The organism is Thioalkalivibrio sp. ALE22 (assembly GCF_000381445.1).
In the GTDB taxonomy this organism is placed as follows: domain Bacteria; phylum Pseudomonadota; class Gammaproteobacteria; order Ectothiorhodospirales; family Ectothiorhodospiraceae; genus Thioalkalivibrio.
Map to the genome: position 1 here is coordinate 42017 of NZ_KB906513.1, position 25993 is coordinate 68009.

The window sequence follows — 25993 nt, forward strand, 5'->3', positions numbered from 1 at the left end:
GGACATGTTGGGCACGCTCGGCCTTCGGCCGTTGCGTGCCGCGCCCGCGGCGCGGGCGCCGGGGGCTTTCGGACGGCGTTGCCTATGGTTAGGCGTAAAGGTGGGGATACGTTCGGTTTTGACCTTCCCCTCCCGTATGGAGCCCCTCGCGGAGGGCGTGGTGGGCCGGGAGAAGGCGCTGGATGTCTGAGCGGAGCCGAAGGCGCAGCGAGTTCAGCGCCGCCGGCCCAGCACGTCCGGAGCGAGGTTCCCGGGCGAAATCCGGGTGCCCTTCTTTGGGTACTTTCTTGGGCAAGCAAGAAAGGACCTCGCGGCGCGCTGGCGAGTCAGCGCCGGGCAGTATGCGGACCAAAGGCACGTAAACACCGGATGCAGAACCAGGACCAGCCACCACAGGGCAGGCGGCCGGACGAAGGCACCTTAAACTCCGGAGGCCGAACCAGGGCCAGCCACAAAAAGGCAAGCAGCCGAATCGGAAGCTACTGCACACCCGCGGCGGAACCGGTGCCAGCCGGTCCGCGGTGAGTAAAACACCGATAGCGGTCAGGCCGGGCGGTGGGGACAGGCGTGGTCGTTACAGTCGCCGTACAGGACCAGGGCATGATCCTTGATGGAAAAACCGTGGTGCTGGGCCACCTCGCGCTGGCGCCGCTCGATCGTCTCGTCGAAAAACTCCTCGACCCGCCCGCACTGGTTGCACACGATATGGTCATGGTGGCCACCACGCTCCAGCTCGAACACCGCCTGATTGCCCTCCAGGTGCAGACGACAGACCAGCCCGGCCGCCTCGAACTGGGTCAGCACGCGATACACCGTGGCCAGGCCGATCTCCTCGCCGGATTCGAGCAGCTCGCGATAGATCGCCTCGGCCGTCAGATGCCGGGTCTCCGAAGTCTCGAGGATCTCGAGGATCTTCATCCGCGGCAGCGTGACCTTGAGTCCCGCCTTCTTGAGATTACTGGTTTCCATTGCCTGTTTTCCCGGTCCGATCCGCTTGAGAGCGGCGGGACGCTTTGGTGTACCATGCGCGTTCACGGCCCACCAGACGCCGAGGACCGCCCGCTCAGATGATCAAGATTCTCATTTCTATCGCCGTGGCCGCAAGCCTGCTGAGCGCCTGCGGCGGCCTCAACCAGTTCCGTCTGGATGTACAACAGGGCAACGTGATCGACCCCGTCCAGGTGGCGCAGATCCAGCCCGGCATGACGCCGCAGCAGGTCCGCTTCCTGATGGGGTCGCCCCAGCTGGAGCCCGCCTTCCGCGCCGATGAGCGCTGGGACTACGTCTACTACCGCCGCCCGGGCTTCGGGGCGACCGAGCGCCAGCGGGTCACAGTGCATTTTGCGAACGGCGTGGTCAGCCACGTGGATGCCGACATCCCGCAGCCGGTCGCGCTGGACGAGCACCCGGTGGACATGGACAACGACTGACGCTCGCCCGCATCCCCGAAGTGCCGCGGGCTCACAGGGCTCTCGCTATTCCTCCGCGTTCTCCGGCCCTGCGTCCTTCTTCGATTCGCCCCCGGCTTCCGCATCGCCCTTGCCCGGCTTCTTCTTGCGCCCCTTTCCGGCGCGCTGGCGGCGCACCTCCTTCGGGTCCGCGATCAGCGGACGGTAGATCTCGATACGGTCACGCGGCCGCAGCACGGTGTCGCGCCGGGTAATCTTGCCGAAGATCCCGACCTTCGCATTCTCCAGATCAATCTCCGGAAACTGCAGCTCGATCTCGGACTGGCGCAGCGCGGTATCCACCGTGGTGCCCTCGGGCACCACCAGTGGCAGGATCACCTGGCGGTCGGGCCGCGCATAGGCCACCTCCACGCGGATCATGCCGTCCGCGGCGGCCGGGGCCACGGGACTATCCGGCACCGTGGACCTCGCGCGCGCGCTGGACAAAGGCATCGACCAGCGAATTGGCAATCTGGTTGAACACCGGCCCGATCGCGAAGGCCATGATGCGGTTGGCGAACTCGAATTCCAGCTCCAGGGCGATACGGGTCTTGCCGCCCTCCACCTGGCTGAAGGTCCAGGTCCCGTGCAGTCGCCGGAATGGTCCGGAGACCAGGCGCATGTCGATGCTCTCCGGGCGTTTCAGGGTATTGCGGGTAGTAAACGACTTGTGCAACGCGCCCTTGGCCAGTTCGATCGTGCCTTCCACCTCGTGCTCGCCGCGCGGGCGCGCCGACGCACTGCGACAACCCGGCAGGAATTCCGGATAGGCATCGACGTCGTTCACGAGATTGAACATCTGCTCCTGGGTGTAGGGCACATCCGCGTAGCGGCGAATCTTCGAGGCCATCAAATCAACTCCACCGCACGCAGGAAGACAAACAGGATCGCGACCGGAGCAACGAAGCGCACCAGGAAGTACCAGACCTGATACAGCGCCGGGTGCTTCATACGCAGCTCGGACTGCACCGAGCGCTCGGTCATCCGCCAGCCCACGAAGATCGCGATCAGGAAGCCGCCCAGCGGCAGCAGGATGTTGGCCGTCACGTAGTCCAGCAGGTCCAGGATGCCCATGTCGAACAGGGTGTAGTCGGACCAGACGTTCAGCGACAGCAGCGCGCCAATCCCCAGGAACCAGGCCCCGATGGCGATCATCGCGGTCGCCATCACCCGGGTCAGACCCATGTTCTCGACCAGGAAGGCGACCGCCGGCTCGATGATGGAGATCGCCGAGGTCCAGGCCGCAAACACCAGCAGCACGAAGAACATGGTGCCGAAGTACAGTCCACCCGGCATATCGGCAAACGCCAGCGGCAGGGTCACGAAGATCAGCCCCGGCCCCTGCTCGGCCGACAGCCCGGCCCCGAGCACGATGGGGAAGATCGCCAGCCCGGCCATGATCGCCACCAGGGTATCCGCCCCGACCACCGCCGCCGAGGTGCGCGCGATGGACGCCTCACTCTGCAGGTAGCTGCCGTAGATCATGATCGCGCCCATCCCGAGACTGAGCGTGAAGAAGGCCTGGCCCATCGCCAGCAGCACCGCGTTCGCCGACAGCGCGGAGAAATCGGGATACAGCAGGAACTGCAGGCCGGCGAAGAACTGCCCCTCGACCATTGCATAGCCGACCATCACCACCAGCATCACGAACAGCAGTGGCATCAGGATCGTCACCGCCTTCTCCAGGCCCGACTGCACCCCGCGCGCGACCACCATCGCCGTCATCACCATGAAGATGGTGTGCCAGGCCAGCAGCGCCTCCGGGTCCGCCAGCATGTTGCCGAACATCGATTCGGAACCGTCCGCGTCCAGCCCGAGGAAGCCGCCCGTGCCCGATTTGAAGACGTACGACAGCGACCAGCCGGCCACCACGCTGTAGAAGGACAGGATCAGGAACCCGGCGAGCACCCCGATCCAGCCGATCATCCCCCAGGCGCGCGTGAGCCCCTCCTCGCGCGCCAGGGCGGACATCGTGTTGATCGGGCTCTGGCGCCCGCGCCGCCCCAGCAGGATCTCCGCCATCATCACCGGCAGGCCGATCAGCAGGATGCAGCCCAGATACACCAGCACGAAGGCCCCGCCGCCGTTCTCGCCGGCGATATAGGGGAAGCGCCAGATATTGCCGAGGCCGACGGCCGAACCGGTGGCCGCCAGGATGAAGGCCAGGCGGGTCGTCCATTGCCCGTGGATCGAGGTCGTGGCAGGCATCAGTGGCTCCTTTGTGAGCGGAGACGGAAGGCGTGTGCGCGGCCATCGCGCCCGGGCAGCGCCCGGGCCCGGGCGCACAGCGCGTCGCCGAGTCCGCCGGAATTGTGGGGCAGCGGGTCCTCAGGCTCAACTTTCACCACGGATGCAGGCCCATGCCGACTGCTTCGCCGCGCCGCCTGCAGTACACTGCGCGGGTTATGGGAAAGAAGAAGAAACAAGGCGGCGACAACTCCAGCACCATCGCGCTCAACCGCAAGGCGCGCCACGATTTCTTTATCGAGGATCGCCTGGAGGCGGGGCTGGAGCTGGAGGGCTGGGAGGTCAAGTCCATGCGCGCCGGGCGCGCGCAGCTGAGCGAGGCCTACGTGCTGCTGCGCAACGGCGAGGCCTTCCTGTTCGGGGCCCACGTCACCCCGCTGCCCACTGCCTCCACCCATATCAACCCGGACCCCAGCCGCACGCGCAAGCTGCTGCTCCACCGCTCCGAGATCAACCGCCTGGTCGGCGCGGTGGAACGCAAGGGCTACACCCTGGTACCGATGGCCCTGTACTGGAAGCGTGGCCGCGCCAAGCTCGAGATCGGGCTGGCCAAGGGCAAGAAGGAATTCGACAAGCGCGCCGCCAAGAAGGACAAGGACTGGGAGCGCGAGCGGGCGCGGATTTTGAAGCACAACTAACGCCGCGGCACCCCGCCCGCCGTCCCCGTTCCGGCTCGCGCCGGTCGCCCCGGCCCCGTCCCTCGCCGTTTACGGTCCCTTCGTCCGGCCGCCTGCCTCGTGGTGGCTGGTCCTGGTTCGCCGCTCGGTGTTTACGGTGGCTTCTGTCCGCATACTGCCCGGCGCTGACTCGCCAGCGCGCCCCGAGTGACTTCTTTGCTCGTGCAAAGAAGTCACCAAGAAACACGCCCGACTGCCGCGACCCCGGCCCGCTGCGCGGGCCGGGGGTTCCCTCGCTCCGAGGCTTTTCGCGGGCGGCGCTGAACTCGCTGCGCCTGCGGCTCCGCTCAGACATCCAGCGCCTCTAATCCCGCGAAAACCCTCTCCGCTCGGCGCGACGACAACGGGGGTTCAAGGTCAAGACAACAGCCGTCCCGACGGTCGTGCCAGTGGAGGGTGGCTAGGTCTTCGGACATGTTGGGCACGCTCGGCCTTCGGCCGTTGCGTGCCGCGCCCGCGGCGCGGGCGCCGGGGGCTTTCGGACGGCGTTGCCTATGGTTAGGCGCAAACGTGGGGACACGTTCGGTTTTGACCTTCCCCTCCCGTATGGAGCCCCTCGCGGAGGGCGTGATGGGCCGGAAGAAGGCGCTGGATGTCTGAGCGGAGCCGAAGGCGCAGCGAGTTCAGCGCCGCCGGCCCAGCGCGTCCGGAGCGAGGTTCCCGGGCGAAATCCGGGTGCCCTTCTTTGGGCACTTTCTTGGGCAAGCAAGAAAGTGCCTCGGGGCGCGCTGGCGAGTCAGCGCCAGGCAGTATGCGGACCGGAGCCACCGTAAACACCCGATGCCGAACCAGGCCTAGCCACAACAAGGCAGGCGGTCGAACGAATCCACCGGAAACACCGACGACGAACCGGAGCGAGCCGGGCAACAGCGCGAAGGGCGTGGTTCAGGCGTGCAGCAGGTGCGCCGGGTAGGGCGAGCCGTCCAGCTCGCGCAGGACGGGGCCGGTCGCCGCGACCTCCAGGTAGCCGGGGTGCTCGTCCCAGGCCGGCAGGACGCAGCGCTGGCGCGGCTGACCATCGACCGCCAGGTCGTGGATCGCGGGGCGGTGGGTATGGCCATGAATCATCAGCGGGACATCGGCGTCGCGGAAGGTATCGGCCACGGCGTTCGCATTCACGTCCATGATGGCGTCGGCCTTCATCCGGCTGTTGTCACGACTGGTGGCACGCATGGCCTCGGCCTGGCGGATGCGTTCCTCCAGCGGATGGGCGAGGAACGCCCGCTGCCATTCGCCGCCGCGTACTTGCTGGCGAAAGGCCATGTGCTCGGTGTCGTCGGTGCACAGGGAATCGCCATGCAGCAGCACGGCGGGCCCGCAGGGCAGGGCCGCATGCAATGGCTCGGGCGCCAGCTGCATCCCGGCGCGGGCGGCATAGTCCGGGCCCACGAGAAAATCCCGGTTGCCATGGATGAAGGCGACCGGGATCTCGAGTGTCTGCAGGGCCTCGGCGAGCTGTTCAGCGGCCGGGAATCCGGCGTCATCGCCCACCCAGTATTCGAACAGGTCGCCGAGGATGTACAGCGCCGAGGCACTGCGCGCCGGTCCCTTCAGGAAGGCGAGTGCGGCCTCCAGCAGGGGGCCGGGCTCGCGATCCAGGTGCAGGTCGGAGATGACCAGGGCCGGCGCGCTCGAAGCCACGGGGTGGCTCAGTCCTCGATGCGCTTCACGCTTTCCATCACGACCGGCTCCTGCGGCACATCCTGGTGCATGCCGGAACGGCCGGTGGGTACGGACTCGATCTGGCGCACGACGTCCATGCCCTCGGTCACCTTGCCGAAGACCGCATAACCCCAGCCCTGCGCATTCGGGGCCGTGTGGTTGAGGAAGTCGTTGTCGTTCACGTTGATGAAGAACTGCGCGGTGGCCGAGTGAGGATCCTGGGTGCGGGCCATGGAGATCGCACCCACCTCGTTCTTCAGGCCGTTGTCCGCCTCGTTGCGGATCGGCTCGCCGGCGGACTTCTGACTCATGTTCTTGTCGAAGCCGCCGCCCTGGACCATGAAGCCCGGGATCACGCGGTGAAAGATCGTGCCGTCGTAGAAGCCGTCATCCACGTAGGACATGAAGTTGGCGACCGTCTCCGGGGCGGCTTCGGCGTTGAGTTCCAGCACGATGCGGCCATGGTTGGTTTCGATCGCGACCTGCGGATTGGTATCGGCCATGGGGGCTCCTGAAAGCAGTAGGGCAAGAAGGGCGGTGGCCAGCACAATGGCAAGCCGGGTGCGGATGCGCTGCATGGTTCTGACCTCCGGGGAATTCGAGGGGGGCATGGTACCCGCCACCGGCGGGGCCTGCCAGCAGGCGCACCCGGAGGATGCGCATTCAATCGCGCGTCGCCCGGAGCGCGCGGGCGGAGGTCGCGGGGCGGCGCTGGTGAGGCCGCGGGCGCTCCGCTACCATGCGCGCGATGACGAACACGATGACCCGAACCCGTTTCGCCCCCAGCCCCACCGGCCTGCTGCATCTGGGCAACGTCCGCACCGCGCTGTTCAGTGCGCTGCTGGCGCGGTCGCGCGGCGGCCGTTTCCTGCTGCGGATCGAGGACACCGATGCCGAGCGCTCGCGGCCGGAGTTTGTCGAGGCCCTGCAGCGCGATCTGCGCTGGCTGGGCCTGGACTGGGACGAGGGCTTCGGCGCTGGGGGTGACGCCGGTCCCTACGCGCAATCCGAGCGCGGCGAACTCTACGCGGGTTATTACCGGCAGTTGATCGATCAGGGGCTGGCCTATCCGTGCTTCTGCTCGGCCGCCGAGCTGGACCGCGGGCGCAAGCGCATGCGCGCCCAGGGCAAGCCGCCGCGCTATCCCGGGACCTGCGCCCACCTGAGCGCGGAGGAGGCGGCGCGCCGCGAGGCCGAGGGGCAGAAGCCGACCCTGCGCTTTCGCGTTCCGCTGGGCCGCACGGTCCGTTTCGAGGACGGGGTACGCGGGCCGGTGAGCTTTCGGACCGATGAGATCGGCGATTTCGTGATCCGCCGCTCCGACGGCACGCCTGCCTTTTTCTTCTCCAATGCGATCGACGATGCTCTGATGGGCGTAACCGACGTGGTGCGCGGCGAGGACCATATCGCCAACACCCCGCGCCAGATGCTGCTGCTGGAGGCGCTGGGGCTGACGACGCCGGCCTACCATCACCTGCCGCTGGTGATGGGGCAGGACGGGGCGCCGTTGTCCAAGCGCAACGGCTCCGCCAGTGTCGAGGAGCTGCGCGCCGATGGCTACCTGCCGCTGGCGATCCTGAACCACCTGGCGCGGCTTGGGCATCGTTTCGAGTCGGACGAGTTGCTCTCGGCCGAGGCGCTGGCGGCCGGTTTCAGCCGCGAGCGGATCGGGCACAGCGCGGCCCGGCATGATCCGCAGCAGCTGGAGCACTGGCAGTCGGAGGCCCTGCGCGGGCTGTCGGACGAGTCACTGCAGGCCTATCTGGAAGCGGCCGGCGTGCTCGAGGGGGTCGCCGCCGACGAGCGGCCGGCCCTGGCGCGCCTGCTGCGGGACAACATCAGCCGGGCGGCCGAGGCGCCGGTGTGGGTGGCGGCGTTCGCGGCTGACCCGATGCCCTACAGCGACAGCGCCCGCCAGGAGCTGGCGGGGGCCGAGGCGGCGTTCTATGGCGCGGCGCTGGCGGCGCTGGATGACGCCGAGGACTTTCCGGCGCTGGCCAAGGCCGTGGGGGCCGCGACCGGTGCCAAGGGGCGCAAGCTGTTCATGCCGCTGCGCGCGGCCCTCTCCGGGCAGACCTTTGGCCCGGAGCTGCCGCGGATCTGGGAGTATCTGGGGCGCGAGCGGGTGCGGGCGCGGCTGCGGGCCGCGCAGGAGATTGCCGCGGCCGGTTGAGTGGGGTCCTGGGCGGGCCCGGGGCGCGTCGTCAGCCCGCTTCGTGGGTCCCGAAGGCGCGGGCGCGCAGGGTGTTGTCCAGCAGCATGGCCACGGTCATCGGGCCGACGCCGCCCGGCACGGGCGTGATCCAGGCGGCCTTCTCGGCGGCGGCGTCGAACTCCACGTCCCCGGTCAGCGTCCCGTCGTCGCGGCGGTTGATGCCGATATCGATGACCGTGGCCCCCGGCTTGATCCAGTCGCCCTTGACCAGGCCGGGTTTGCCCACGGCCGCGACGACGATGTCGGACTGGCGGGCGATGGCGGCGGTGTCCGGCGTGAAGCGGTGGCAGATGGTCGGGGTGGCGCCGGCCAGCAGCAGCTCCAGGGCCATCGGGCGCCCGACGATGTTGGAGGCGCCGATCACGCAGGCGGTGCGGCCCTTGAACGGCTCCTCGATGTGGCGCAGCAACTGGATGACGCCCCAGGGCGTACACGGGCGCAGGCGCGGCACGCGCGCCACCAGGCGGCCGACGTTATACGGGTGGAAGCCGTCCACGTCCTTGGCCGGAGAGATGCGCTCGATCACCGTTTCCGGGTCGATGTGGTCGGGCAGGGGCAGCTGGACCAGGATGCCGTCGATGGTGCGGTCGGCGTTAAGCTGGTCGATCAGCGCCAGCAGGTCGGTTTGCGGGGTGCCGGCCGGCAGGTCGTAGGAGTGCGAGACGACGCCGACCTGTTCGCAGGCCTTGCGCTTGTTGCGCACGTACACCTCGGAGGCCGGGTTGGTCCCGACCAGGACCACGGCGAGACCCGGCGGACGCAGGTCGCGGGCGGTCATGGATTCGATCTCGGTCGCGATCCGTGCGCGGTGGCTTTGTCCGATCGCGCGTCCGTCGATGAGCTGGGCCGTCATGGGGTCTCGCCTTGGAAGGAATGCCCGCGATCTTCCCATGGCGGGGGCGGGCGCTCAAGCCGACGCGGGCGGGAATCCGTGTTGTCGGCGGACGCCGGAAGAATCCGTTACAGCGCCGCGGAGAGGCTGGTTGTGGCGGGGCTGGCCTCGCAACGGTTGCGTCCGTCCTGCTTGGCGCGATAGAGCGCGTCGTCGGCACGGGCGATCAGGGTCTCGGCGGTCTCGCTGGCTTGTGGGTCGCTGGCGAGGCTGGCGATGCCGACGCTGACGGTGACGGTCAGTTCGTCCGGGGCGCAGGGCGGGGCCGCCTGGTGCCCAGTCAGGGTGATCGGGGTACCGGCGATTGCGTTGCGCAGCTTGTCACCCAGGGCCATGGCCGCCTCGAGGTCGGTATGCGGGGCGATCACGACGAATTCCTCCCCGCCGAAACGCGCGGCCAGGTCGGAGCGCCGCAGTACCAGTCGCATGCGTTCGGCGAGGGTGGTCAGGATGTAGTCGCCGATCAGGTGACCGAGGCGGTCGTTGATCGGCTTGAACTGGTCGATGTCCAGCATCACCAGGGAGAGAGGCTGGCCGTAGCGCCGCGCGCGGGAGACCTCCTCTTCCAGCCGGCGATCCATGTGCCGCCGGTTGAACAGACCGGTCAGCGGGTCGGTGATGGATTCATGCTCCAGCCGCGTGACGCGGCGGATCTTTTCCACCGAGCTGTAGGTCAGGCCGACCACGGTGCAGACGAAACAGCCGCCCAGCAGGAAGATCACCGGGACCAGCAGGTCCGGCAGGCCCTGGTAGAGGCCCCAGTTCAACGGGATGTAGCCGAAATAGCCCAGGGTGAACACCGGGACCAGGAAGGCCATCATCTTCCAGCCCGTACGCACGCGGCTTTGCGGCAGTTGGCGCAGGAGCTGGGCGAGCTTCCACTGGGCGTACAGAAGGCCTGCCGCCCCCAGCACAATGGCCGTACTGGCTACCCAGTCGAGCATCCGTTTCTCCCTGCGACGCGGCCTTGCGTACGATTCGGTTTGACGTTACCACGACAGGCGGCTGCCGGGGGCGAGCCAGGTCGAAATTTCCCCCTTTTCCTTGACCGGTCCCCTCTTCCGGCGCTACCATCCTGCGCTCGCTGTGTAGGCCCTTTTTGCGGGGACGGCTCGACGGGGTATAGCGCAGTCTGGTAGCGCGCCTGCTTTGGGAGCAGGATGTCGGGGGTTCGAATCCCTCTACCCCGACCATGGCTCCCGGCCAAGGCTTGCAGGCAGGTTCGAATCAGGCGCCATGGCCCCAATGCTCGGCGGTAACGCGCTCGTAGCTCAACCGGATAGAGCATCGGCCTTCTAAGCCGACGGTTGCAGGTTCGAGTCCTGCCGGGCGCGCCAGGGCCGCCTTCGCGAAAGTAGCTGTACAGTGACACGGTGGTGACCGTAGCTCAGTTGGTAGAGTCCCGGATTGTGACTCCGGTTGTCGTGGGTTCGAGTCCCATCGGTCACCCCATCCCCTTTTGTTCCGGGGGCCGTTAGCTCAATTGGTAGAGCAGTGGACTCTTAATCCATTGGTTGTAGGTTCGATTCCTACACGGCCCACCATTTCTTCCTCGTATCCTTGTCGTCGGTGCTGCTTGAGAAAGCGGTCTCGAGCCCGTGTGGGTGCGTGTCGGGACATCGTTCTCCCTTTTTCAGTCGCGGGGCACCTGCCTGAAACGTCCGTCTCCCGCGGTGTAGCGGTTCGAAACCGGCGCTGTGCCGGCCCGTTTCCCGGGGTTGTCTCCATAGCGTGACGCTGCCCTCAGTCGGATCCCGGACAGCGTGATTCTCCCCCCAGATGGTCCGTGAGTGCGCTGGTAGCCTCCCTTCTCGCTTGCGGTGAACAGCGGCATCAAGGAGCCGGTGTTCGGGCCGCGATCCGATGGATGATCAGAGGGAGGCCACGAGATGGCGATACTGGATCGTAGTCTTGACAACCTGCTGCAGCTGCCGCGTGGCGCGAAGCAGGGACTGATGGTTGTGGCGGATGCCGCCATGCTGCCTCTCGCCCTGTGGCTGGCCTTCGTGATTCGCACGGGTCAGCCGCTGCCGGCGATGATGGTCGAGGCCTGGTGGCTGTTCCCGCTGGTTTCGGCGGTGGGGATCCTGGTGTTTGCCCGGCTGGGGCTCTACCGCACCGTCGTGCGCTTCATGGGGGCCCGGGCGTTTCGGGCCATCATCACCGGCGTGCTGGCGCTCGCGGTGATGGTCTGGGCGTCCACCGAGCTGACGCAGACCCCGGGGTTTTTCGGGGCCGTATCGGTGAATTTTTTCCTGCTCGCCTTCGCCCTGGTGGCCGCGGGGCGGTTTCTGGTGCGTAGCTGGTACCAGGCGGTCTCCGACGGGCGTTCGGGTAGCGAACGTGTAGTGGTCTTTGGTGCCGGCGAGGCGGGTATACAGCTGGCGTCGGGGCTGCAGTCCAGTGGGCGCTTCCGGGTGGTGGCGTTCATTGACGAGGATCCGGCCGTGCAGGGGCGTGCGATCGACGATATCCCGGTATGCGGGCCCGCGGCCCTGGAGACGCTCGTGGACCAGTGCGGGGTCGGCCGGGCCTTGCTGGCCGTGCCCTCGGCGAGTCGTGCCGACCGTCGCCGCATCCTCGAATGGCTGGAACCCTATCCCCTGCATGTCCAGTCGGTTCCTTCGCTGGAGGCCGTCGTGTCGGGGCAGGCGCCACTGGATCAGCTCGAGGACCTCGATATCGCGGATCTCCTCGGGCGTGACCCGGTCCCGCCCGACGAGGCACTACTGGCTCGGAGTATCCGGGGTCGAGTGGTCATGGTGACCGGCGCGGGGGGGTCGATCGGCTCCGAACTGTGCCGGCGGATCCTGAGTCTGGAGCCGGCGGCGCTGGTGCTCTTCGAGCGCAACGAGTTTGCGCTGTACCGGATCGAGCAGGAACTTGCGGAGCGCGGTTCCAGGATGCCGACGAAGGTGGCGGTCCATGCCGCGCTCGGGTCGGTTGCCAACCGGGCGCGAGTGGACGAGGTCCTGCGCGCCCACGGTGTGCAGACCCTTTATCACGCCGCTGCCTACAAGCATGTGCCGCTGGTCGAGGGCAACATACTCGAGGGCCTTCGCAACAACACGCTGGGGACCGCCACGGTCGCGGATGCCGCGATCGCCGCAGGGGTGGAACGCTTCATCCTGATCAGTACCGACAAGGCCGTGCGTCCGACCAATATTATGGGTGCGAGCAAGCGCCTGGCCGAGCTGGTGCTGCAGGATCGTGCCCGGCACCAGAACGAGACCGTGTTCTCCATGGTGCGGTTTGGCAATGTCCTCGGTTCTTCCGGCTCGGTGGTCCCGCTGTTTCACCGCCAGATCCGCGAAGGGGGGCCGGTGACCGTGACCCATCCCGAGATCACCCGCTACTTCATGTCCATCCCCGAGGCGGCGGAACTGGTGATTCAGGCCGGGGCCATGGCCGAGGGGGGCGAGGTCTATGTGCTCGATATGGGCGAACCGGTCCGAATTATCGATCTGGCACGGCGCATGATTCGCCTGCATGGCCACCAGGTCCGCGAGGACGGGGCCCCGGGGGGTGAGGGCGTGGCCATCACCTGTACCGGTCTGCGTCCCGGCGAAAAGCTTTATGAGGAGCTTCTGATCGGAGAGAACGTGGAGGCGACGGATCACGCCAAGATCATGCGCGCGCGCGAGACCTGTGTGGCGAGCGAGGTGCTGGCCCAGGCGCTCGCAGCGCTTGAGCGGGCCGACCGCGAGCGGGATGCCCGGGCCGCGTTCGAGACCGTGTGCCGTGTGGTGGATGGGTACCGGCCGGGAACCGAGGAACAAGCCAGCCACCGGGCGCCGGCACCGGCATACGCCCCCCGCCCGGTCGCCCCGACCCCGGCGCACCCCGCCGCAGTGGCCTACGCACGAACGGTGGAGCCGGTCTCCCGGTAAGGCCGGCCTGGCCGCGCTGGGCTTTGCCCCCGCGCCGGTTGCCAACCCCGGGGGCGTGCAGGCGTCAGTAACCGGCGCTGCGATCGACCGGGGTGGCCGGGTCCATGCCCTGTACCAGCGCGCGGGCGTTGCGGACGAAGATCTCCAGGGCGCGGTCCATGTAGTGCGGCGAGGTGCCCGAGACGTGGGGCGTGACGAGGACATTCGCACGGTTCCACAGCGGCGATTCGGCCGGCAAGGGCTGTTGCTCGAAGACATCCACGGCGGCCCCGCGCAGCTGTTCCGCATCCAGCGCCCGGGTCAGGGCCTGCTGATCGACAACGCCCCCGCGCGAGATGTCCACCAGGACTGCGCCGCGCTTGAGGTACTGGAACTGGGACGGGCCGACCTGGTGCCGGGTATCGGGTGTCAGCGGCAGGCATACGACCAGGTAGTCCACCTCGGGCAGGTGTTCGTCCACCGCGTCCAGCGCGATGACCTCGTCGGCGTCCTCGTGGGGCCGCGGGTTGCGCTGCACGCCGATCACGCGCATGTCGAAGGCCCGGGCGCGTCGGGCGACCTGCGCACCGATGTGCCCCATGCCGAGCACCATCGCCGTGCGGCCGGTCAGTTCTCCGAGCCAGCAGCGTTCCCAGCGGCTTTCCCGGCTTTGTGCGTTGAAGCGGTCGAAGGACTTGGCAAAGTAGAGCATCGCGCCGATTGCGTACTCGCTCATCGGGGGGCCATGTACGCCACTGCTCTTGGTCAGCAGCAGGTCCTCCTTCGGAAAGGGCATGTCCCAGATGCGTTCCACTCCGGCCGACAGGAAATGAATCCAGCGATAACGCGCCAGGCGCTCCAGGGCCTCGGGCAGCCAGGGAAGCGTGGGGGCGATCACGGCGTCCACCGCGAGTCCTTTGGGGACGGATTCCGGCGCGGCAGCGAAGGTCAGGGTGGTGCTGGGCAGTGCCTTGTGCAGGTGAGCCTCGATGGCGGCCTGTTGTTCCCGCAGTACCTCCGGTTTCTGCAGGAACAGGATCTGGCTCAGGCGCATGCGCGACTCCGGTTGTGCAGCCGGGCCGCGAGCCGGAAGATCCGCTCGCGCACCGCGTCGCGGTTGTTGCGCAGCTGTTCCGGGCTTGCCGCGCGAAAGCGCTGTTCCGCCGCCCGCAGGCGTTCCAGTTCGTGGCGCAGCCGCGCGGCCCCCTTGGCCGGGTCGTCCTGACTGACCCCCTCGCGGAACGCCCGCGAGAGGATCACCCACTCGGACCCGAGGCGCACATGCTCCCCGAGGATGGATTCCGCCGGGATCTCCCCCTTGCCCACAGCCCCGACGCCCCCAAAGCCGAAAGCGACGCCGGCCTCGCGGCACTGGGCAGCGGGGGTCTCGAGCATGCCGCCGGCCAGCGGTTCGAACAGGAAGTCGAGACCGGAAGCCAGGCTGAGGTCGTTCAGGCCCACATGAATCTGGTCGCGCGGCCCCAGCAGCGGCAGGTAGGAAGGGAGACGAATCAGGGCCTGCGGCGTCTCCACCAGCAGGGTGACCGGCACGCGCTGGCCCACCGCATCGAGGAAGCGGGCGACCTCGTCGAGATGGGTAAACATCGGCAGCATCAGCCGGTCCGCGCCGGCCTCGATGGCCTGGCGGACCTCCGAGGGCGTTTGCGGTGCCGGCGGATTGATACGAACCATCAGCTCCGCCCTTGTTAACGCGTCGGAGAGTCGGCGGACATCGTCCAGCGTATGGCGGGCCTTGTGGGTGTCCAGGTGGCCCTGGCGCTCGGCCTTCCCCCGGGTCTCCATGTCGACAAAGATCCGTGCGATCCCGGCCGCCTCGGCCTGACGGGCGGCGTCGGCGGAGGCGGTGATGAACATGTGTTTCAGGGTCGAAGTCATTTCGTGTCCCCTTGTTGTCGGTTACGCAACGAATCGCGATACGTGCGCCAGTTGACGCCGGCCTCGCCATAGATCCCCTGGCCGGTCAGGACCACGTGGACCGTCTTCAGGATCAGGCCCAGGTCGTACAGCAGGTGGTGACGCGCGGCGTACTCGGTATCAGCCTCCAGCTGCTGGATCCAGCCCAGGGTGCGCCGGCCCCGGACCTGGGCCAGCCCGGTCAGGCCGGGACGTACATCAAAACGCGAGGCGTAGGAGGGCGGGACGACCTCCACCTGCTCCGGCAGGATGGGGCGCGGGCCGACCACGCTCATGTCGCCGCGCAGGATGTTCCACAGCTGCGGCAACTCGTCGAGACTGGTGGCGCGCAGCAGGCGACCCACGCGGGTGATGCGCGGATCGATGCCGGCACTGACCACCTGCTCCTGGTGCTGGTCGATCGCGTCCGGGTCGCGATCGACCATGGTGCGGAACTTGAGCACCCGGAACGGCTGGCCGTGCAGGCCAATGCGCCGCTGGCGAAACAGGACCGGTCCGGGACTGTCCAGCCGGATCGCGGTTGCGATCAGCAGCAGAAGCGGTGTCAGCGCGAGCAGGGCGCCCAGGCTGGCCAGGATGTCGAACAGCCGTTTCAGGGTCGCGTTCATGAGAGCTCCATGGATCGAAGGATGACGCGGTTGACCTGACCCACCTCGTACTTGGCTTCCACCCGCTCGCGCGAGGCCCTGGCCATGCGGGCAAGCAGGGACGGGTCATCCAGAAACCGCTGCATGGCCTCGGCCAGGGGCGCGGAGGTTCGCGGCGGGACAAGAAAGCCGTTCTCGCCATCCAGGACGGTCTCGCGGCAGCCGGGGGCATCCGTGGTGACGATCGGACGGCCCACGCTCATCGCCTCCAGCACCGAGCGCGGCGTGCCTTCGCGGTAGGAGGGCAGTACGAAGACCGAGGCCAGCTCGAGCCAGGGACGGACATCGGCAACACCGCCGGCGAACTCGACAATGCCCTCGCGCTTCCAGGCCTCGACCTGTTCGGCCGGGATCGAATGGGGCAGGTCGGGGTTGTGGGGGCCGACCACGACAAACCGGGCGTTGGGGTATTGCGCGTGCACCTGCCGGGCCGCGTCCACGAACTCGACGATGCCCTTCTCGGTCAGCAGGCGCCCGACGAACAGGAACAGCGCCTCGCCCTCGGGCAGGGGCTGGCGCGCAAAGCGCTGCACGTCCACCCCGGAGCCGTTGATCCGGACCACCCGGTCGGCATCGGGCAGGATCCGGCGGTCGAGGAAGTCCTGCAGGTCGTCCGGATTCTGGAAGAACACCCGGTCGCAGCGCGCCAGCGCGGCCCGGTACAGGCGGGAACTGATCGCGCGCAGTACCCGTGTGCGCCACGACTCGGTCGTGAAGGCATGCCCCAGGCCCGTGATCATCGCGTACACCCGCGGGACCCCGGCCCAGTGCGCGGCCAGGGAGCCGTACACCACCGGCTTGACGGTGTAGCTGAACACCGCTTCCGGGTTCAGCCGGCGGATCAGGCGAGCCAGCGCGATGGTGGTCCGCAGGTCCGCGATCGGGTTGATCCCGGTTCGGCCCAGATCGAAGGGGTAGATCGGGATGCCCAGCTCCTCGACTTCCGGGAGGTAGTCCTTGCGCGGGACGGCCGCCGCGACGGTGTGCCCTCGAGCCCGGATCTCGCGGATCAGGTCGCCCCGGTTGGCGATCAACGAGCGGGCATTGGCGGCTATGATCAAAAGATCGATGCCGCCGCGTTCGCGAGCCCGGGTTTCCGGGGCCGGTTGTGCCGTAGCGTGGCGCTGCTCGCGCAGCGAGGCTGCAACCCTTCGGTGTTCGGTTTCCTGCATGCGTTGAGCTCCTGGTTCGAGGGAGCATCGCCGTGTGGACGGGGGGCGATGGCCGGGCCTCTCGGAAGCCCGTTTTTACGAGCACAAAAGGTAAACAGGACAATGGGTTAGCGCCATGATTCGGGGCGCCTAAAGTGTGCGAGACACCCCGAAAAGACAATGGCGGATGAAAGGGATTCAGCGTTTATAGACGCAGGTCACTCGCCTCCGGCGGGAGCACCGATTTCACGTCGAAGATCACGGCTCGCTCGCGGGCGAACCTTTGCAGGCCCCGAGGGCCCAGGTCGATGAACTCGCGGTGGGGGACGGCGAGGATGATCGCGTCGTAACGGCCCGGGTCCGGTGAGTCGGGCAGGAGTTCCAGTCCGTATTCCTGACGGGCCTCGGCCGCGTCCACCCACGGATCCCAGATCTCGACCTCGGCGTGATAGCCGTGCAGGTCCTGGATGATGTCCACCACCCGGGTGTTGCGCAGATCCGGACAGTTCTCCTTGAAGGCCAGACCCAGGACCAGGATGCGCGAGCCCACGACCGGGAAGCCTTTGCGGATCATGGCCTTGACGGTGCGGTCGGCGATATGGCCGCCCATGCCGTCGTTGGTGCGCCTTCCCGCCAGGATCATCTCCGGGTGGTAGCCGGCGGCCTGGGCCTTGTGGGTCAGGTAGTACGGGTCGACGCCGATGCAGTGCCCGCCCACCAGGCCGGGCCGGAACGGCAGGAAGTTCCACTTGGTGCCGGCCGCCGCGAGCACCGCCTCGGTATCCAGGTTCAGGCGTTCGAACAGCATGGCGAGTTCGTTGATCAGGGCGATGTTTACATCGCGCTGGGTGTTCTCGATCACCTTGGCCGCTTCGGCCACGCGGATGCTGGCGGCCGGGTGGGTGCCGGCGCGGATGATGCGGCTGTACAGGGCGTTGACGAAGGCAGCGACCTCCGGGGTCGATCCGGAGGTGACCTTCACGATGTCCGGGATGCGGTGTTCCTTGTCGCCGGGATTGACCCGCTCCGGGCTGTAACCGAGGAAGAAGTCCCGGTTGAGCTCGAGGCCGGATTCCGCGGCCAGCACCGGGGCGCAGTCGTCCTCGGTGGCGCCGGGATAGACCGTGGACTCGTAGATCACCACGTCCCCCGATTTCAGGGCGCGGCCCACCGTACGGCTGGCGGCCAGCAGCGGGCCCAGGTCGGGACGCCGATGGGCATCGATCGGGGTGGGTACCGTCACGATGAATACGTTGCATTCCCGCAGGCGCTCCTTGTCCGCGGTCAGGTCCAGGTGCTCGGCGCCGGCAAGTTCCTCGCGCGAGACTTCGCGCGTCCGGTCATGCCCGCCGCGCAATTCCTCGACGCGGCCCGTGTCGATGTCGAAGCCCAGGGTGGGCAGGACACGGCCGAATTCGGCCGCCAGGGGCAGGCCGACATAACCCAGACCAATAATGGCCAGACGCGGGGCGTCCGGTGCCGCAAATTCCACCATCTTCGAATCTCCTGTGCAGGTGTGTAGCTGGGGCCCCGCGAGCGGGGCGGGTACGCGCGGGTCGCGTGCGGGCAATCAGGGCCCGGCCCGGCGCGGGCGCGGGAGGCCCGCGCTGGAGGGTTCCGGCGGGTCGGGGGCCGTCTCTTCGGCCGCCTGGTGCCCGCCGGTGAGCCGTTGCAGCCGTTCCCGGCGCCACAGGTGGCGCCCGGCCAGGCCCGCCGCCAGGGCGATGAGGATCCCGAGGAACTTGGCCCGGTGGCGGGCGGCGGTGCCGAAGTTGCTGGTGCCCCAGGCAAAAATGATCGTGAGTACGACGAAGATCACCACCAGCAGGCGGAAGTCCTGGCGTTGCCACCAGTGGTGGCGGTAGAGCGCCAGCAGCAGGACCAGGGACAAGTAGAACAGGCCCTCCAGCATGCCAACGAGATGGACCGGCGAGCGCACCTCCCACAGCGGCGGGCCAAACAGCAGATAGCCCATGCGGATCGGGGTCAGGACCAGCGCCTGTAGGTCGTTGGAGGGGATAAGGAATGACGGATAGGCGGCTCCACCGCGCGCACTGCGTTCGGCGCGCTGGTCGAGGGTCTCCGTCTGCTCCATCACATCGCCCAGCTGGCCGATGGACGAGAACCGCATGTCGTCCATCACCAGGAAGCCCATGACACCGGCCGAGCCGAGCAGGACGCCGCCGAACAGCAGGCCCGGTCGGATGCGCCCCAGATCCGAGGCGCGCAGGAATTCCCTGATCGACCAGCCGACCAGCACCACCGCGATGCCCGCGATCGCAAACACCGCTGCGCCATGCACGATCGCCGAGGCCAGCAGCACCCCGACGGCGGCCACCAGGAACCCGGTGCGCTGGCTCTGTACCCAGCGCACCAGCCACAGCACACCGAGCAGGAAAAAGGCGGTGAACCACACCTCGCGCAGCGGCACGGCGGCATTCACGATCAGGATCGGGAACAGGGCGGCAATCCAGGCGGCACGCACCGCGGCCTGGCGGTCCCAGAGCTGTTCGGCGATGCGCGCGATCAGGTAGACGGTGAGCATGCCCAGGGCGATGTTCACGGCCTGGAAGGCCAGGGGCGCGCGATCGGCGCAGGCGTAGACGTTCGCAATCAGCCAGCTGTGCAGGTAGGAGCTGCCCATGCTGAAATGATCGCCGAGATTCCCGCAGCCGCTCTGGGCCCAGAACCAGGCCCGGCGCTCGAAGCTGATCGCATCGGCGCCACCCTGGGGCAGGGGGGACAGGAAGCGCTGCACCAGGGCGGCGCCGATGCGCGCCCCGAAGGCCGCCAGTAGCGGCCACAGGTAGCCCTTGCGGGTGCGCCCGGTCCACAGCACCGCGACCAGCACCAGCATGAGAAAGCTGCCCGCCAGCAGCAGCTCCATGAAGGTGAACGGGATCGAGGTATAGCTCATGGCGAGACGGGCGCGGTATCCGCCCGGGCCCCCAGGAACAGGGCCTGGTAGCGCGCGCTCACGGCATCCAGGGCGTAATGCGCCTGCATGCGTTCACGCGCCGCGCCCCCCAGTTCGCGCAGGCGCTCACGCCCCTGATCTGCCGCCTGACCAATGGCAGCGGCCAGATTCGCAGGCTCCGGGCTCGCGGAGACAAAACCGGTTTCCCCGACGACCGTGGCGGCATCGCCGATATCCGTGACCACGGCGGGTACGCCGCAGGCCATGGCTTCGCCCACGACGTTGGGGAACCCCTCGCCCCAGCGCGAGGGCAGCACCAGCAGATCCAGGCCCGGGTAGAGGGCCTCGGGTTCGGGGGTCGACGGAAGCAGCGTGATATGCCGGTTCATCCCGTGCTGGCGGATGGCCTGGGCCAGGGGGTGGTCGTCCGCGGAGACGCGGGTACCGACCATCACGCAGTGCACGTCCATTCCGGCACGGACCAGGTGGGCCAGGGCCGCCACCAGCCCGACATGGTTCTTCATCGGATGGGCACGCCCCACCATGCCCAGCAGCCAGGGCTGCGCGCCGATACCCAGTTGCGCGCGCAGCCCCCCGAGGGCCTCCGGGTCCGGACGGAAACGTTCCAGATCAAAGCCATTCGGCAGCACCACGCGCCGCGCCGCGGAAAACCCCAGGGCCTCGTGCTGCGCGGCCGCGGTCGCGCTGTTGTAGACGATGCGTGCCGGATACCGCGATAGCCATGCGCCGGTACGGATGACCCAGCGGGTCCCGCGTTTCTCGTGTGCCAGGTCGTGGATCGAGTGGCGCACGTTCCACAACACCGGGCCCCGGTGGCCCAGACGCCGGGTCAGCGACGCGGCCAGATTGCCGTGGTACATCCAGCCCATCACGCCATCGGGCTGATAGGCGGCCAGTGCCCGGCGCAGCGCCGCGATCCATCCCGGGGACAGGGGATTGCGCAGGCCGCCGGTATATACCGGAACACCGTGCGCGCGGATATCGCCGGCCATCACGCCGGGCTCCTTGAGCGCGAACACCGCGCCGGACTCCGGCGCGGCCCGCAGCAGGTTCCCCAGCTGGCGTTCCGCGCCGCCCTGACCGAGCCCGTTGATCACATGCAGGATCCTCACGGCCGGTTCTCCGACAGCTCGCTGACCACATGCAGGTGTTTCCCGCTGGGGGATGGCGGGATCGTGTCGACGCGGTCGATGGCGAGTCGCGTCTGTGCGCCGAGGTGTTCGCGGATCACGGGTTCCAGGCGCCGGTGCAGGGCCCGTTCGCGCGTGCTATCGGTGGCGCTGTCGACCGGGACGAGGCGCAGCCGGATGTGGTCCTCGGCGTGCTGGACCCACTGGTACTGCCCGATCCAGTCTTCCGGGTACAGCAACTGGCGCAGCCACCCGCCGAAGACCACCGCGCCATTGGCGCCGCGGATGTGGTCGGTCACGCGCCCCCATACGCCCTCGAGCAAGGGCCACTCCCGGCCGCAGTCGCAGGGCTCGCCGGCCCAGCTCGCCAGATCGCCGATCGCGTAGCGCAGCAGGGGCATGCTGTAGTTGGTGAGTGAGGTCACGACAACCCGCCCCGGGGTGCCGGGTGGCACCGGGCGGCCCTGGTCGTCCAGGATCTCGAGGTACTGCGTCAGGGGGTTCACGTGCAGGCCCCGGTGACGCTCGCATTCGCAGGCCATGTCGCCGACCTCGCGCGAGCCGTAGCGGTTGAACACCGGGGCCTCGAAGGCCCTCTCGATGGTCTCGCGCATATCGGGAAACAGCGTGCCGGCCGAACTCAGTACGCTACCGATCCCCTGGACACGGATACTCCGATGCAGGGCATGCCGCGCCAGTTCGTGGCCACTCTCCGCATAGATCTGGAGCTGGGCAGGCGGCGCCGCGCGCAGGGCCTCGAGGTGCGCGTCCAGCGTCGCCGGATCCATGCGGTAGGCGTTGAGCAGGGTCCGGTTTTTCAGGCGTTCGGCCAGGCGGCGCGCGCCGCCCCCCGCGCTCAGGTCGCGCGAAGCGGCCCACAGCACGGCCTTGTGCTGTCCCGGGCGGTAGCCGGTCCATGCGTCGAACAGGGCCTTGGTGGCGCGACCCCAGCGGCGATAGGCGGTGTCCTGATAGAACGTGGCGGGCTCGCCGGTCGATCCCCCCGAGGTGTTGCGCCGCAGCCCGGGCCGCGGCCGCTGCGAACGCAGGCGCGCGCCTCCGCGGCGGATCGTGTCCTTGTCCAGGATGGGGAGCGACAGCAGGCTGGCCACCGGATCGGCCGCAATGGTGTCCGCATCCGGCAGGATTTCGCGGTAGTACGGCACGTCGTCGCGTGCCTGGAGCAGCAGGCGTGCAAGCCGCTCGGCCTGCAGGCGCTGCAGGGCGGGCAGGGACAGCCGCTCGGCCCGGCGCAGCGCGGCAAACTCGCGCGGCCCGGACAGCCAGGGGAGAAGGGCACCAAAGGCGAGGGACATGATGTTCGCGTCTCAGGCGCCGGCCGCGCGCATCGAGCGCAGGCCGGAGCGGGCTCGGCGGGCAAGGTCCAGGATCGGGCCCAGACGCGAATACTGGATCCTGCGCCGCGACTCGCGCGAGAAGCGACAGGGCTGGCAGTGGCCACAGGGGCGACCCAGGATCGGCGAGTGGCAGAACCAGGATTGTTCGAGCAGGGGCAGGAAGCCCTTGGCCTCGGCGTCGAACTTCATCGCCTCCTTGGTGACCGACAGCAGGGGAAAGCGGTAGTACTGGAACAGCTCCCAGGCGAAGTCGTCCTCGCGGAAGCGGAAGTCCCCGTATTGCGGGTTGCGGAACAAACGTTCCTGCAACTCGGTTCCGGCCTCGTGTCCGGTCAGCGACAGCTCCAGGTCTCGCAGGTCTTCCTGGGCGCACAGCCGCGCCAGCCAGTCGTACTGCGTACCGACATGCACCTCGCTGGCCAGGCGGTGATAGAGCCCGGTGATCTCCGGGTCCTCGAGGATGTCACTGCGCAGGTAGACCCGCACCGGCGCGACGCGTCCGCGGGTCTCGGTGCGGGCTTCGATGCCCGCGCGAATCTTCGCCATTGCCCGCAGCTCGTAGACATAGGACTTCCGGCGCGGATCCAGCACATAGACGGGTTGTACCCTCCGGCCCTGATACAGGGCCAGATCCAGCAGGCGGTAGCTGGAGTCCCAGCCGCCGGTCCACAGCAGTTTGGTCGGGTTCATGTCGCTCTCCTGATGGCGGTGGCGGATCAGCGCGGATAGCCGCGCGGGACCGAGGGCAACAGCGGCCCGAAGCAGGACTCGTTGCGCGACCAGGCCACCTGTTCCGCGTTCCATTCGAGGATCACGGGTTCACCACTGGCCTGGATGCAGACATCCCAGCCAATGAAGCGCAGATAGGGGATGCGGCGATGGGCGTTCAGGCACAGCTCGCGCACGGCGGCAAAGTCCGGGATTCGCAGGCCCTTCACATCCACCCCGCTGTCGGGGTGGACCGAGCCGATGCTGACGCAGACCGGATCCCGCAGGTGGCCGTCCAGCCAGCCATCGCCGTCGACGCCGACGAAATAGCCTCCGGTGGAGACGTTGTCGGTGCGCTGTCCCTCGCGCCCGAGGCGGAGGAACTGATTGAGGATGCGCAGTTCGCCGGACTCCGGATCGAGAAAGGTCAGCACCCGCAGGGTGTTGACCGAACTGGCATTGATGCGCGCGATGTCCGGGTGCTGCTCGATCAGGGGCTGCACGATGCAGTTGCCGGGGATCTGCGCGAGTTCCTCGCCGACTCGGTTGGCGGGCGCAAAGGTCACGCCAAGGCCCTGGCGTCCCTCGTCCGGCTTGAGCACGTAGGTCCTGCCGGCTTCGAGTCGGTCCAGGGCCGCCGCCAGCGATTCCGGTGTACCCCGGGCATCCAGGTACTGCCCCCCCACGCGTACGAAGACCGGCGGCACGACGCTGTCCGGAAACAGGCGCGAGTCCATGGTCTTGAGCCCGCTCAGGCGACGGATGTCCTGGCGGTTCCAGAGCGGATTGAGGTGCTCGGTGTAGTAGTCGTCGCCGATCCAGCCCTCGACGAACTCGCGGCGGACTTCGGTATAGGCCGCCAGCCATGGCCACCAGGACTCGTGGCCGTAGGTCCGGGCGGCGTAGCGCTTGATCCGTTGCAGGACCGCTCGGGTTACCACGGACTCGCCGTGCGCCCGGATCAGTTTCTCGCGCCACTGGGTCGCGATCTTGCGTGACTTCTGCAGGTGGCGCAGGTGGACCGCCCGCGCGATGGTCTGCGCGATGCGCCCGCTGTTCTTGATCTGCAGGGGCTGGGACTGGATGTGTGTCACAGGCTGTTCCTCGATTCGCCGCGATGCCATGGGTCTAGCCATGCGTGCCGGAGGCGGCGGGAGTGGGAATGGATCGGGCCGGCGCCGTGCCGGTTTCGGACTCGGACTCGGACTCGGAGTCCGAGTCGGTGACGAGGTCGTCGAAGCGGCCCACGGCGGTAAACGACCCGCGCTCCAGGAGGGCGACCTGATCGCAGGCGCGAACCGTGCTGAGGCGATGCGCAATCAGGATGATGGTCTTGCTCCGGGCCAGGGACTCGATCGCCTCCATCACGGCGCGCTCGGTGGCGTTGTCGAGGGCGCTGGTCGCCTCGTCGAAGACCAGGACGTCGGGATCGTGATAGAGCGCCCGGGCGATGCCGATGCGCTGGCGCTGGCCGCCGGACAGGCGCACGCCGCGCTCGCCGACCATGGTCGCGTATTGCTCCGGCATGTCGTGGACGATGAACTCGTGGACCTGCGCCATGCGCGCGCAGCGCTCGACCTGGTCATGGTCGATCCGTGCGGCGGGGATCCCCAGCGCGATGTTTTCGGCGACGGTCGAGTCGGTGAGGAAGATGTCCTGGGGCACGTAGCCCAGGGACTGCTGCCAGGCACGGAGGTTGGCATCCGTGACTGGCTGGTCATCCACCAGGATGTCGCCTTGTGTCGGCCGCAGCAGTCCCAGCAGCACGTCGACCAGCGTGGTCTTGCCGGATCCGGTGGTGCCGATGATCCCGACCGAACTGCCGACCGGGATCTCCAGGTCGATGGCCTGCAGCGCCGGGCGGTGGCCACCGGGGTAGGTGTAGTCGATGCCCTTGAGCTGAATCGACTCGCGCGGGGACAGGGGTTGCGGGGCTTGGCGATGCAGTTCCGCCAGCGCCTCGCGCTCGCGCAGGTCGTCGGTGACGCTCTCCACGGCGGCGGCGCCGAAGCGCAGCTTGGCGAGGCCCGCGTAGATGTGCTGCGCGGCGGGCAGCAGGCGGTAGCCGGCAAAGGCATACAGGCCGAGGATCGGCAGGATCTCGCCGAGCGAGTCGGTTCCGGTCCCGCCCTGGGTGTGCAGCAGGATCAGGGTCAGCGCGATGATGCCACCGAAGCCGATCGCCTCGATGAGGAATTTCGGGACCTGGGCGATGGTCTGGTTGGTGGCCTGATGCCGGGCCTGGCGCCTGGAGGGCGCGTCGAAGCGTGCCAGGTAGGCGTGTTCGCGACCCAGCAGCTTGATGTCCTTGATGCCGCCCAGGGCCTCGCCGGCGGCGGTGAAGCGTTCCTTGTTGGCGCGCGAACGGTCGCGCCCGATGCGCCCCAGCAGTCCCCGCACCAAGAGAAAGATCGTGCCGTAAACGCCACCGATCACCACGGCGACGCCCAGCGCCAGCCAGGGGTCCACGATGACCAGCAGGGTCACGATAGCGAAGGTCACGACCAGGTAGGCGATCATCGTGATCCCGGGGCGGAAGACGTTCAGCACCAGCTGGTCGACCTCCGACAGGATGCTCTTGGCCATGTCGCCGCTGTGGCGGTTGAGGAAGAACGCATACGGCTGACGCAAGTAGGTCTCCAGCAGGCGCTTCCCCAGGCTGTGGCGGCGCATCTCGATGAAGCGGTTCATCGCGAAGTGCGTCAGGGTGCGAAAGATCGCCGAGAACAGGATCAGCCCGAACGCGGCAGCCCCCAGGGCAAAGATGAACGCATCCACCGAGGTGAAACCCAGGCGGGTGTAGAGCAGGTTGAGCACCGGGTTGGTGTCGACCAGCTCCGGGTTGCCGAGCACGGACAAAAACGGCATCACGGAGGCGACGCCGGCGGTTTCCAGCATCGCCATGACCATCATCATGCCGAGCACCAGCGCCCCGCGGCGTTTCTCTGCCGGCGTGAGCAGTTGCAGGGTCTTGCGGTAGACGCCCATCAGGCGGCCGCCCGGTAATACCCCAGATACCAGTCCACGAACCGGGCGATGCCGTCTTCCACGCGGGTGGCCGGGGCATAGCCCACATCCTCGCGCAGGGCCTCGACATCGGCATAGGTGTCCGGCAC

Annotated in this window: 25 protein-coding genes, 4 tRNA genes and 1 pseudogene; 10 read left to right on the forward strand and 20 right to left on the reverse strand. The window is 68.0% G+C overall.

Annotation, left to right across the window (positions count from 1 at the left end; translation table 11 throughout):
- The first annotated feature begins 4 nt into the window (after nucleotides 1-4).
- Nucleotides 5-190, forward strand: a complete 186-nt coding sequence (locus tag F793_RS14190) for a hypothetical protein (RefSeq protein WP_019592817.1) — start codon at nucleotides 5-7, stop codon at nucleotides 188-190.
- Between the two features lie 353 nt (nucleotides 191-543).
- On the opposite strand, the gene fur is transcribed toward F793_RS14190, so the two are convergent.
- Nucleotides 544-969 carry a ferric iron uptake transcriptional regulator gene (gene fur / locus F793_RS0112485; RefSeq protein WP_017940353.1) on the reverse strand — a complete coding sequence of 142 codons (426 nt, stop codon included), beginning with the start codon at nucleotides 967-969 and terminating at the stop codon, nucleotides 544-546.
- A gap of 98 nt (nucleotides 970-1067) precedes the next feature.
- On the opposite strand from fur, the gene F793_RS0112490 reads away from it, so the two are divergent.
- Nucleotides 1068-1430 (forward strand): outer membrane protein assembly factor BamE, encoded by a 363-nt coding sequence (locus tag F793_RS0112490; RefSeq protein ID WP_017940352.1) that lies wholly within the window; start codon nucleotides 1068-1070, stop codon nucleotides 1428-1430.
- 45 nt (nucleotides 1431-1475) lie between these two features.
- Here the strand turns inward: F793_RS0112490 and F793_RS0112495 are convergent, their stop codons facing one another.
- From F793_RS0112495 to F793_RS0112505, 3 genes are read right to left on the reverse strand one after another with little or no spacing between them, the layout of a single operon-like run.
- Entirely contained in the window at nucleotides 1476-1829 is a 354-nt protein-coding gene (locus tag F793_RS0112495; RefSeq protein ID WP_051074742.1) for an RnfH family protein, read from the reverse strand.
- A 28-nt stretch (nucleotides 1830-1857) separates the two neighbouring features.
- Nucleotides 1858-2298 carry a type II toxin-antitoxin system RatA family toxin gene (locus F793_RS0112500; protein WP_017940350.1) on the reverse strand — a complete coding sequence of 147 codons (441 nt, stop codon included), beginning with the start codon at nucleotides 2296-2298 and terminating at the stop codon, nucleotides 1858-1860.
- A complete protein-coding gene (locus F793_RS0112505) occupies nucleotides 2298-3656 on the reverse strand; it encodes a sodium-dependent transporter (protein ID WP_017940349.1) in 1359 nt (452 codons plus the stop codon). The genes F793_RS0112500 and F793_RS0112505 overlap by 1 nt, the downstream gene beginning before the upstream one ends.
- 197 nt (nucleotides 3657-3853) lie before the next feature.
- Here F793_RS0112505 and smpB point away from each other — a divergent pair, with 197 nt between their 5' ends.
- Together smpB and F793_RS14195 are read left to right on the forward strand one after the other, a co-directional pair.
- Nucleotides 3854-4333 carry an SsrA-binding protein SmpB gene (gene smpB, locus F793_RS0112510; RefSeq protein WP_018879902.1) on the forward strand — a complete coding sequence of 160 codons (480 nt, stop codon included), beginning with the start codon at nucleotides 3854-3856 and terminating at the stop codon, nucleotides 4331-4333.
- 453 nt (nucleotides 4334-4786) lie between these two features.
- Entirely contained in the window at nucleotides 4787-4972 is a 186-nt protein-coding gene (locus tag F793_RS14195; RefSeq protein WP_081625924.1) for a hypothetical protein, read from the forward strand.
- A gap of 285 nt (nucleotides 4973-5257) precedes the next feature.
- On the opposite strand, the gene F793_RS0112515 is transcribed toward F793_RS14195, so the two are convergent.
- Nucleotides 5258-6013, reverse strand: a complete 756-nt coding sequence (locus F793_RS0112515; protein WP_018882785.1) for a UDP-2,3-diacylglucosamine diphosphatase — start codon at nucleotides 6011-6013, stop codon at nucleotides 5258-5260.
- Between the two features lie 8 nt (nucleotides 6014-6021).
- Nucleotides 6022-6537, reverse strand: a complete 516-nt coding sequence (locus F793_RS0112520; RefSeq protein ID WP_018882784.1) for a peptidylprolyl isomerase — start codon at nucleotides 6535-6537, stop codon at nucleotides 6022-6024.
- Between the two features lie 236 nt (nucleotides 6538-6773).
- Between F793_RS0112520 and gltX the strand changes: the two genes are divergently transcribed.
- Entirely contained in the window at nucleotides 6774-8207 is a 1434-nt protein-coding gene (gltX, locus tag F793_RS0112525; RefSeq protein ID WP_018881389.1) for a glutamate--tRNA ligase, read from the forward strand.
- Nucleotides 8208-8238: 31 nt separating this feature from the next.
- Here gltX and folD read toward each other — a convergent pair whose 3' ends face one another.
- Nucleotides 8239-9102 (reverse strand): bifunctional methylenetetrahydrofolate dehydrogenase/methenyltetrahydrofolate cyclohydrolase FolD, encoded by an 864-nt coding sequence (gene folD / locus F793_RS0112530; protein ID WP_018867251.1) that lies wholly within the window; start codon nucleotides 9100-9102, stop codon nucleotides 8239-8241.
- A gap of 107 nt (nucleotides 9103-9209) precedes the next feature.
- Entirely contained in the window at nucleotides 9210-10085 is an 876-nt protein-coding gene (locus tag F793_RS0112535) for a GGDEF domain-containing protein (RefSeq protein WP_018867252.1), read from the reverse strand.
- Nucleotides 10086-10257: 172 nt separating this feature from the next.
- On the opposite strand from F793_RS0112535, the gene F793_RS0112540 reads away from it, so the two are divergent.
- The 5 genes from F793_RS0112540 to F793_RS0112560 all read left to right on the forward strand — a co-directional run bounded on the left by F793_RS0112540 (nucleotide 10258) and on the right by F793_RS0112560 (nucleotide 13031).
- Nucleotides 10258-10334 (forward strand) — tRNA-Pro (locus F793_RS0112540).
- 67 nt (nucleotides 10335-10401) lie between these two features.
- A tRNA-Arg gene (locus tag F793_RS0112545) sits at nucleotides 10402-10478 on the forward strand.
- A gap of 39 nt (nucleotides 10479-10517) precedes the next feature.
- Nucleotides 10518-10593, forward strand: a tRNA-His gene (locus F793_RS0112550).
- A 16-nt stretch (nucleotides 10594-10609) separates the two neighbouring features.
- Nucleotides 10610-10685, forward strand: a tRNA-Lys gene (locus F793_RS0112555).
- Between the two features lie 345 nt (nucleotides 10686-11030).
- Nucleotides 11031-13031, forward strand: coding sequence for a nucleoside-diphosphate sugar epimerase/dehydratase (locus tag F793_RS0112560; RefSeq protein ID WP_018882783.1), 2001 nt, complete (start codon nucleotides 11031-11033; stop codon nucleotides 13029-13031).
- A gap of 64 nt (nucleotides 13032-13095) precedes the next feature.
- On the opposite strand, the gene F793_RS0112565 is transcribed toward F793_RS0112560, so the two are convergent.
- The 12 genes and pseudogenes from F793_RS0112565 to F793_RS14040 all read right to left on the reverse strand — a co-directional run.
- Entirely contained in the window at nucleotides 13096-14064 is a 969-nt protein-coding gene (locus tag F793_RS0112565; RefSeq protein WP_018881386.1) for a D-2-hydroxyacid dehydrogenase, read from the reverse strand.
- Nucleotides 14055-14906, reverse strand: a complete 852-nt coding sequence (locus tag F793_RS0112570; RefSeq protein WP_018867255.1) for an aldolase/citrate lyase family protein — start codon at nucleotides 14904-14906, stop codon at nucleotides 14055-14057. The genes F793_RS0112565 and F793_RS0112570 overlap by 10 nt, the downstream gene beginning before the upstream one ends.
- Nucleotides 14903-15553: a sugar transferase gene (locus tag F793_RS0112575; RefSeq protein WP_018882782.1), complete on the reverse strand. Its 651-nt coding sequence runs from the start codon at nucleotides 15551-15553 to the stop codon at nucleotides 14903-14905. The genes F793_RS0112570 and F793_RS0112575 overlap by 4 nt, the downstream gene beginning before the upstream one ends.
- Nucleotides 15550-16764: a glycosyltransferase family 4 protein gene (locus F793_RS0112580; RefSeq protein ID WP_018867257.1), complete on the reverse strand. Its 1215-nt coding sequence runs from the start codon at nucleotides 16762-16764 to the stop codon at nucleotides 15550-15552. Before F793_RS0112580 ends, F793_RS0112575 begins: the two co-directional genes overlap by 4 nt.
- A gap of 184 nt (nucleotides 16765-16948) precedes the next feature.
- A complete protein-coding gene (locus F793_RS0112585; protein WP_018867258.1) occupies nucleotides 16949-18238 on the reverse strand; it encodes a nucleotide sugar dehydrogenase in 1290 nt (429 codons plus the stop codon).
- Between the two features lie 75 nt (nucleotides 18239-18313).
- Nucleotides 18314-19660, reverse strand: coding sequence for a glycosyltransferase family 39 protein (locus F793_RS0112590; protein ID WP_018882781.1), 1347 nt, complete (start codon nucleotides 19658-19660; stop codon nucleotides 18314-18316).
- Complete coding sequence (locus tag F793_RS0112595; protein ID WP_019592818.1) at nucleotides 19657-20793, reverse strand: glycosyltransferase; 1137 nt, start codon at nucleotides 20791-20793, stop codon at nucleotides 19657-19659. The genes F793_RS0112590 and F793_RS0112595 overlap by 4 nt, the downstream gene beginning before the upstream one ends.
- Nucleotides 20790-22127: a phenylacetate--CoA ligase family protein gene (locus tag F793_RS0112600; RefSeq protein WP_018882779.1), complete on the reverse strand. Its 1338-nt coding sequence runs from the start codon at nucleotides 22125-22127 to the stop codon at nucleotides 20790-20792. Before F793_RS0112600 ends, F793_RS0112595 begins: the two co-directional genes overlap by 4 nt.
- Nucleotides 22128-22139: 12 nt before the next feature.
- Nucleotides 22140-22859 carry a hypothetical protein gene (locus tag F793_RS0112605; protein WP_018867262.1) on the reverse strand — a complete coding sequence of 240 codons (720 nt, stop codon included), beginning with the start codon at nucleotides 22857-22859 and terminating at the stop codon, nucleotides 22140-22142.
- A gap of 26 nt (nucleotides 22860-22885) precedes the next feature.
- On the reverse strand, nucleotides 22886-23971 hold the full coding sequence (locus F793_RS0112610) for a sugar-transfer associated ATP-grasp domain-containing protein (protein WP_018882778.1): 1086 nt from the start codon (nucleotides 23969-23971) through the stop codon (nucleotides 22886-22888).
- A 34-nt stretch (nucleotides 23972-24005) separates the two neighbouring features.
- Entirely contained in the window at nucleotides 24006-25865 is a 1860-nt protein-coding gene (locus F793_RS0112615) for an ABC transporter ATP-binding protein (protein WP_018882777.1), read from the reverse strand.
- Nucleotides 25865-25993: pseudogene (locus F793_RS14040) on the reverse strand (capsular biosynthesis protein CpsI); the annotation flags it as partial. The pseudogene F793_RS14040 and the gene F793_RS0112615, both read right to left, overlap by 1 nt.